Annotated in this window: 8 protein-coding genes; 3 read left to right on the forward strand and 5 right to left on the reverse strand. The window is 73.9% G+C overall.

Going from position 1 to position 7,362, the window contains the following annotated elements; translation table 11 throughout:
• Positions 1 to 549 (reverse strand): ribosome maturation factor RimP, encoded by a 549-nt coding sequence (rimP, locus tag ACIQFU_RS36385; RefSeq protein WP_402557473.1) that lies wholly within the window; start codon positions 547 to 549, stop codon positions 1 to 3.
• Between the two features lie 307 nt (positions 550 to 856).
• On the opposite strand from rimP, the gene ACIQFU_RS36390 reads away from it, so the two are divergent.
• From ACIQFU_RS36390 to ACIQFU_RS36400, 3 genes are read left to right on the forward strand one after another with little or no spacing between them, the layout of a single operon-like run.
• The gene (locus ACIQFU_RS36390) at positions 857 to 1,435 is read left to right on the forward strand and encodes a hypothetical protein (protein ID WP_402557475.1); all 579 of its coding nucleotides are present in this window, start codon (positions 857 to 859) and stop codon (positions 1,433 to 1,435) included.
• Complete coding sequence (locus ACIQFU_RS36395) at positions 1,432 to 1,956, forward strand: ferritin-like domain-containing protein (RefSeq protein WP_402557477.1); 525 nt, start codon at positions 1,432 to 1,434, stop codon at positions 1,954 to 1,956. The genes ACIQFU_RS36390 and ACIQFU_RS36395 overlap by 4 nt, the downstream gene beginning before the upstream one ends.
• A gap of 39 nt (positions 1,957 to 1,995) precedes the next feature.
• Positions 1,996 to 2,907: an aminoglycoside phosphotransferase family protein gene (locus tag ACIQFU_RS36400; protein WP_402557478.1), complete on the forward strand. Its 912-nt coding sequence runs from the start codon at positions 1,996 to 1,998 to the stop codon at positions 2,905 to 2,907.
• Between the two features lie 609 nt (positions 2,908 to 3,516).
• Here the strand turns inward: ACIQFU_RS36400 and ACIQFU_RS36405 are convergent.
• From ACIQFU_RS36405 to ACIQFU_RS36420, 4 genes are all read right to left on the reverse strand, one after another.
• Positions 3,517 to 5,220, reverse strand: a complete 1,704-nt coding sequence (locus tag ACIQFU_RS36405; RefSeq protein WP_402557479.1) for a proline--tRNA ligase — start codon at positions 5,218 to 5,220, stop codon at positions 3,517 to 3,519.
• Between the two features lie 73 nt (positions 5,221 to 5,293).
• Positions 5,294 to 5,833 (reverse strand): GNAT family N-acetyltransferase, encoded by a 540-nt coding sequence (locus tag ACIQFU_RS36410; protein ID WP_402557480.1) that lies wholly within the window; start codon positions 5,831 to 5,833, stop codon positions 5,294 to 5,296.
• 70 nt (positions 5,834 to 5,903) lie between these two features.
• Positions 5,904 to 6,752 (reverse strand): GNAT family N-acetyltransferase, encoded by an 849-nt coding sequence (locus ACIQFU_RS36415; protein WP_402557481.1) that lies wholly within the window; start codon positions 6,750 to 6,752, stop codon positions 5,904 to 5,906.
• Positions 6,753 to 6,849: 97 nt separating this feature from the next.
• The coding region (locus tag ACIQFU_RS36420) for a flavodoxin-dependent (E)-4-hydroxy-3-methylbut-2-enyl-diphosphate synthase (RefSeq protein ID WP_402557482.1) at positions 6,850 to 7,362 on the reverse strand (513 nt) is incomplete at its 5' end.

Below are 7,362 nucleotides of genomic sequence, written 5' to 3' on the forward strand. Positions count from 1 at the left end.
CTACGCCTCCTCCTCTTTCGTGTTGTCGTCGGTGTCGCTGTCCGTGTCCCCGGGGTTTCCGGGGTTCTTGGCGTCCTTGCGGTTGAACTCGACCTGGACGCGTGCCCTGTCGATGTCGCCGAAGGGAAGTCTGCGGGTGGTGGCCTTGCGGCCCTTGACGCCCGGCACCTCGAGGTCGAGTCCGTCCTCGTCCACGGCGAGGATGCGGGCGACCAGTTCGCCGCCCTCGCGCAGCTGGAACCGGACCAGGCGGTCCGTGGCGCGCACGTAGTGGCGGTGCTGGGTGAGTGCGCGCTCCGCGCCCGGAGTGCCGACCTCGAGGGTGTACTCCCCGTCGCCCATCGCGTCGGTCTCGTCGAGCTTCACCGAGAGCGCGCGGCTCACATCGGCGATCCGGTCCAGGTCCGCTCCGGTGTCGGAGTCGACGACCACGCTCAGTACACGCCTGCGGCCGACCGAGTCCACCGCGATCTCTTCGAGGTCCAGTCCCTGGGAGGCGACGAGCGGCTCCAGCAGCTCTCGCAGCCTCTCGCTCTGGGTGGTGCTCATCCGGGTGACTCCTCGGCCGCGTGTGCTGTTGTGGGACGGTGCGCGTGTCTGGTCAAAGGGTATCCGGTCCCGGGGGGTGTTGCCGTCCACCCCGTGCGGCGGGCCGGTCCGGGGCCGGTGGGGCCCGTCCGGGTTCAAAGGCGCCGGTTCGGGCCCGTGCTGCTGCCGGTGAGTGGTGCCCGGGCGGCACACGGGTACCGTGATCACGGACGGGCCGCAGGCCGCACCGCGGGTTCCCGGCGCGTCGCCCGTCGCTCCGCCGTCGCTTTGCCTCCGCTTCCGTACGAGCCTGTCGAGGACGTCTGCCGTGTCGCTTCCCCCATCGCCGCGCCCGCCCCGGGGGCCGCGCAGAAGGAGCCTGCTCACGTCGGCCGCCGGGGCCGCCCTGCTCGTCGGCTGCACCGGAGGTTCGGACTCCGACGGTCCCGGGACCGTCCCGTCGGCCGCCGACCGGGCACGCGCGCGTGCGGCCCGGGACAGCGAAGCGCTGGCCGGGCGGTACGCGGCGGTGATCGCGGCCCATCCCGGGCTGGCGGAGCGGCTGGGACCGCTGCGGGAGGAGGTCGTACGGCACGCGGAGGCGTTCGGTGGAGTGCGGGCGGCCTCGCCTCAGGCGTCGTCGACTGCGTCTCCTTCTGTCTCGCCCTCGCCCTCGCCCCCGGTCTCCGCCTCCGCGCGGGCCGCCGGGCCGACGGCCGGTGACGCCGGTGCCGTGCCGGCGGACGAGAAGGGCGCCCTGGCCCTCCTCGTCGACGCCGAGCGGAAACTGGCCGACCGGCGGGCCGAGGAGCTGCTCGACGTGCCGGGCGAGTCGGCTCGGCTGCTGGCCTCGGTCGCGGCGGCCGGGGCGGCCCACGTGTTTCTGCTGACGGAGGGTGACGGGTGAGCAAGGCGGAGGACGGGCGGCTGGACGCCCTCCAGGCGGCGCTGGCGGCGGAGCACGCGGCGGTCTACGGCTACGGGGTCGTCGGCGGGCGGATCGGCGAGGAACGGCGCACCGAGGCACGGGCGGCGTACGACGCGCACCGGGCGCGGCGGGACGCGCTGGCGCGCGACGTACGGGACGTGGGTGGTGAACCGGTCGCCGCGGCGGCGGGGTACGCGCTCCCGTTCTCGGTGCCGGACCCGGCGGCGGCGGTGCGGCTGGCGGCCGAGCTGGAGGACCGGGTGGCGGGGGTCTACTCCGACCTGGTGCGGGCGGCCGAGGGTGACGGGCGGGCCGCGGCGGCCGGTGCGCTGCGGGAGGCGGCGGTCCGCGCGGCACGCTGGCGGGGCGGGAGCGTAGCCTTCCCAGGGCTCGCCGAGCGGGCGGCCGGCACGCCTGCCGGGCGGGGTCCTGCACCGGATGCCTCCGGCACGGCGACGGGACCGGCGGCTTCGTCGGCGACGGCTTCACCGACTGCGTAACGCGTACGGCTTTCCGTACGGGAAGGGAACGGCTCGCGCATGGCATTCGAACCGCCGCGGCGTTTGATCAGGGCGCTCGGCGAGACGGCACCGGAGGGTGACGACTGGCTGGCGAAGCTGCCCGAAGCGGCGGAGCGGGCCGTGGCGGTGCGGGAGTTGGCCGTGGAGCGGGTGCAGGTGCCCGGCGGGCGCAGCAGCCTGGTGGTGCTGGTGCGGACGGCCGAGGGGGCGCCCGCGGTGCTGAAGCTCGCCCCGCGCCGGGCGCGCCCGGAGAGCGAGCGGGCCGCACTCGCGCACTGGGGTGGGCTGGGTGCCGTGCAGGTGCGCGACGAGGGGGCCGTGGAGAAGGCCGAGGACGGCGTGCTGCTGCTCGAGCGGCTGCATCCGGACGTGTCGGTACGGTCGTTGCCGGAGGCGAAGGCGTTGCTGGAGGCCGCGGGGACGTTGCGGCGGCTGTGGGTGGAGCCGCCCCCCTCGCATTGCTTCGAGACCGTGGCCGAGCGGACCGGGCGGCAGGCCGAGGCCATGCGGGCGGGCGCGGCGGCCGACGCGGAGGTGGCGCCGCTGGTCGACGCGGCGCTCGCGGCTCGCGAGGAGCTGCTGGCCGATCCGCCGGAGAAGCGGCTGCTGCACGGCACGTTCCGGCAGAGCAAGGTGCTCGCCGGGGACCGGATGCCGTGGCTGGCGGTGGGGCCCGATCCGGTGGTCGGGGAGAGCGCGTTCGACCTGGCACGGCTGGTGCGGGACCGGGTGGAGGATCTGATCGCCCAGCCTTCGGGGGCGTCCACCACGCGGCGGCGGATCAAGCGGCTCGCGGAGTCGCTGGAGGTCGATCAGGAGCGGCTGCGCGGCTGGACGCTGTTCCGGGCGGTGGAGTCGGGGGTACGGGCCCGACAGGTGGGGCGGGAGCAGGACGCGGAGCTGCTGCTGGAGTTCGCGGACTGGCTGTGACGCGGCCTCCGGCGGTGGCGCGGGGTGCCTGGCGGCGCCTGCGCGGGTGTGGTGCGGGTGCCTGCGGCGCCTGCGCGAATGTGGTGCGGGTGCCTGCGGCGCCTGCGCGAATGTGGTGCGGGTGCCTGCGGCGCCTGCGCGGGTTCGGTGGGGGTGTGGGTAGCGGCTTGGGTTCGGTGAGTGGGTCGGGGCCGCGCCGGGGGGGTGTCCGTCCTCGGAACGGCGCGGAATCGGTCGGCCACAGAACTTCCCGGCGCGGACGCGCCAACCGCTGCGGGCGACACCCCCCGACACGCCCTCCCTTCCCGCCGTACGCGGCTGCCGGCCGCCAACGCGCCACTGCCCCTCCTCGCCGCTCGCGGCCCCCCGCCGTCGCGGCGAACAGCGCCACGCCGCCCGCCGCTGCGGGCAGTCGTGCCTCCCCCAGAGGGGGTGCCCCCATGGCGGCACGGGTGGGCGCAGCGGCACCCCGTCAGCGCCGGGCCGCGCACCTCACCCCGCGCCCGCACCCAAGGCGGCGCCGGGCCGCATGGCCCACCCGCGCCGGGGGCGAGGAAACCCCGGGCCGTTGGGCCCACGCCCGGCAACCCGCGCCGCAACGCCCCGCGTTCAGCTGGTGAGGCGGGTGACGGCCTCCTCGACCGTTACTTCCTCGCGCTCCCCCGTGCGGCGGTCCTTCAGTTCGACGACGCCCTCCGCGGAGCGGCGGCCCGCCACCAGGATCTGCGGGACGCCGATGAGTTCCGCGTCGGTGAACTTCACGCCGGGAGAGACCCCCGCGCGGTCGTCGACCAGGACGCGGACCCCGGCCGCGGCCAGCTTGTCGGAGACCTCCAGGGCCAGCTCGGTCTGCAGGGCCTTGCCCGCCGCGACGACGTGGACGTCGGCCGGGGCGACCTCCTTGGACCAGACGAGGCCCTTGTCGTCGGCGTGCTGCTCGGCGAGGGCGGCCACCGCGCGGGAGACGCCGATGCCGTAGGAGCCCATGGTGACCCGGGCCGGCTTGCCGTTCTGGCCGAGGACGTCGAGCTTGAGGGCGTCGGCGTACTTGCGGCCCAGCTGGAAGATGTGGCCGATCTCGATGGCGCGGTCCAGCTTCAGGCCGGTGCCGCACTTGGGGCAGGGGTCGCCCTCCCGGACGACCACGACGTCGACGTAGGCGTCGACCTCGAAGTCGCGGCCCGCCACGACGTTCTTGGCGTGGGTGTCGGCCTTGTTGGCGCCCGTGATCCACGCGGTGCCCGGCGCGACGCGGGGGTCGGCGATGTACGTGACCTTCTCGCCCAGGCCCTGCGGTCCGACGTAGCCGCGGACCAGGTCGGGGCGGCCGACGAAGTCCTCGGCGGTGACCAGGTCGACGGCGGCGGGGGCGAAGTGCGCCTCGACCTTGTCCATGTCGACCTCGCGGTCGCCGGGCACGCCCACGGCGACGATCTCGCCGCCCACCTTGACGAGGAGGTTCTTGAGCGTGGCGGATGCCTCGACGCCGAGGGAGGCGGCCAGGGTCTCGATGGTGGGGGTGTCGGGGGTCGGGATGTCCTCGGCGGCGGGGACGCCGGTCGCGTCCACCGGCGCGAGGCCGTAGGTGATCGCCTCGGTGTTGGCGGCGAAGTCGCAGTTCGGGCAGTCCGCGAAGGTGTCCTCGCCGGCCTCCGCGGGGGCCAGGAACTCCTCCGACTTGGAGCCGCCCATGGCGCCGGCGGTGGCCGCGACGATGCGGTAGTCGAGGCCCAGCCGCTCGAAGATGCGCTGGTAGGCGGCGCGGTGCAGGGCGTAGGACTCGGCGAGGCCCTCGTCTGCGACGTCGAAGGAGTAGGAGTCCTTCATGAGGAACTCGCGGCCGCGCAGGATGCCGGCCCGGGGGCGGGCCTCGTCGCGGTACTTGTTCTGGATCTGGTAGAGGATGACCGGCAGGTCCTTGTAGGAGGACGCCTGGTCCTTGACGAGGAGGGTGAAGATCTCCTCGTGGGTCGGGCCGAGGAGGTAGTCGCCGCCCTTGCGGTCCTGGAGCCGGAAGAGTTCGGGGCCGTACTCGTCCCAGCGGCCGGTGGCCTCGTACGGCTCGCGCGGCAGCAGGGCGGGGAGCTGGACCTCCTGGGCGCCGATGGCGTCCATCTCCTCGCGGACGATGCGCTCGATGTTGCCGAGGACCTTCTTGCCCAGCGGCAGCCAGCTCCACAGACCGGCGGCGGTGCGGCGCACGTAGCCGGCGCGGACCAGCAGCTTGTGGCTGAGGACCTCGGCGTCCGCCGGGTCGTCGCGCAGCGTCTTCGCCATCAACTTCGACATGCGCTGGACCGGTGCGTTGGCCATGGTTCTCGTGTCTCCTGCTGCGTAAGGGTGGTGCTAGGAGGTTAGCCGGGTGGTCCGGTGCGGTGGAAATCGGTTATCGACCGGCCGGCCGGTGCAGCGGGAGCGTGGCGCCCATCACCGCGTACGGCTTGGGGGCGCTCGGGAAGAGGACCCGGCGGGCGAGGTCCTGGTAGCCGAGGGAGCGGTAGAGGCCGCGGGCGGGGCTCTCGGTGTCGATCGCGGAGAGGATCGAGCGGGGTTCGGTGGCGGCGTCGGTGATCGTGGTGATCAGGGCGCGGCCCGCGCCGTGGTTCTGGTGCGCCGGGTGGACGTGCAGCTCGGTGATGACGAAGGAGTCGTCGAGCCAGGCGTCGGTGTCCTGGGCGCGCAGGTAGGGCTCGACCACCGTGGACCACCAGTGGGCGCGGTCGTTGGGCATGCCGTAGACGAAGCCGACGAGCCGGTCCCGGACGGTGGCGCCGAGGGCTCTGGCTCCGGGGTGGGTCATGTGGCGCAGGACGATCTGACGGCGGACGGCCACCTCGTCGGGGCCGAGGCCGAACGCGGCGGCTTGGACCGCCAGGGCCTCGTCCACGTGCGCGGAGAGGTCCAGTGGGCCGATCACGAGGTCCATGCCGGGGAGCCTACAGGGGCGTTCCGGTTGCGGTGCCGGTGCAGGTGGTGTGCCGGGAACCGCCGCGGGATCAGAACAGGACGCTCATGAAGGCACCGACTTCCCGGAACCCGACGCGCAGGTACGTCCGTCGTGCCGCCGTGTTGAAGTCGTTGACGTAGAGGCTCGCCACCGGGGAGACGTCCGCGAGGGCGTAGCGCAGGACCGCCGCCATGCCGGGTGCCGCCAGGCCCTTGCCGCGGTACTCGGGGTGTACCCACACGCCCTGGATCTGGCAGGCGCGGTCGGTGGCGGCGCCGATCTCGGCCTTGAAAACGACCCTGCCGTCGGCGTCGAAGCGGGCGAAGGAGCGTCCGGAGCCGACGAGTTCGGCGACCCGGGCCTGGTAGAGCAGTCCGCCGTCGCCGGCCATCGGGGAGATGCCGACCTCCTCGGTGAACATCGCCACACAGGCCGGCATGATCCGTTCCATCTCGTCCTTGCGGACGCGGCGGACGTAGGGGTCCGGGGCGATGTCGTCGGGGAGCCGGTCGGTGACCATCAGGGGCTGGTGGGTGCGGACCTCGCGGGCCGGGCCCCAACCCGGTTCGAGCAGCCGCCACAGCTGGGTGGTCGGGCCGGCCGGGCCGACGATCGAGGAGCAACGGCGGCCGGCCCGGCGGGCGCGGTCGGCGAAGGCGCGGACGGCGCGCGGGGTGGCGCAGATGGGGACGAGGTTGGCGCCCGCGTAGCACAGGGACGTGAGCATGCCGTGCTCGTACCAGCCCCACATCTCGCCGCCCAGGCGCCACGGGTCGAGGCCGGCGATCTGCACGCGGGCGGTCACGAAGGCGTTGGCGACCGGCTCGCGGTCGAGGACGGCGAGCGCTGCTTCCAGGTCGCTCGGTTCGAGCACGCGGGAAGTGGTCTGCGTCAACACGTGCGGGGGCCTCACCCTGAGATCTGCTGGTCTCCGCACTGTACCTGTCGTGCATATGCCGCGCCGCCTCCAGGGCGACGCGGCAGCGGCGGGCGGATCAGCCCGCGACGGAGACCGAGGGCTCGCCGGAGATCACGCCGTCCTTCTCCATCTGCTCGGCGATCTTCATGGCCTCGTCGATGAGGGTCTCCACGATCTTGGACTCGGGGACGGTCTTGACGACCTCGCCCTTGACGAAGATCTGGCCCTTGCCGTTGCCGGAGGCGACGCCGAGGTCGGCCTCGCGGGCCTCGCCGGGGCCGTTGACGACGCAGCCCATGACGGCCACGCGGAGGGGGACCTCCATGCCCTCCAGACCGGCGGTGACCTCTTCGGCCAGCTTGTAGACGTCGACCTGGGCGCGGCCGCAGGACGGGCAGGAGACGATCTCCAGGCCGCGCCGGCGCAGGTTCAGCGACTCCAGGATCTGGATACCGACCTTGATCTCCTCCACCGGCGGGGCGGAGAGGGAGACGCGGATGGTGTCGCCGATGCCCTGGGAGAGGAGCGCGCCGAAGGCGACCGCCGACTTGATGGTGCCCTGGAAGGCCGGGCCCGCCTCGGTGACGCC

It is taken from the genome of Streptomyces sp. NPDC093065 (assembly GCF_044754585.1).
Taxonomy (GTDB): domain Bacteria; phylum Actinomycetota; class Actinomycetes; order Streptomycetales; family Streptomycetaceae; genus Streptomyces.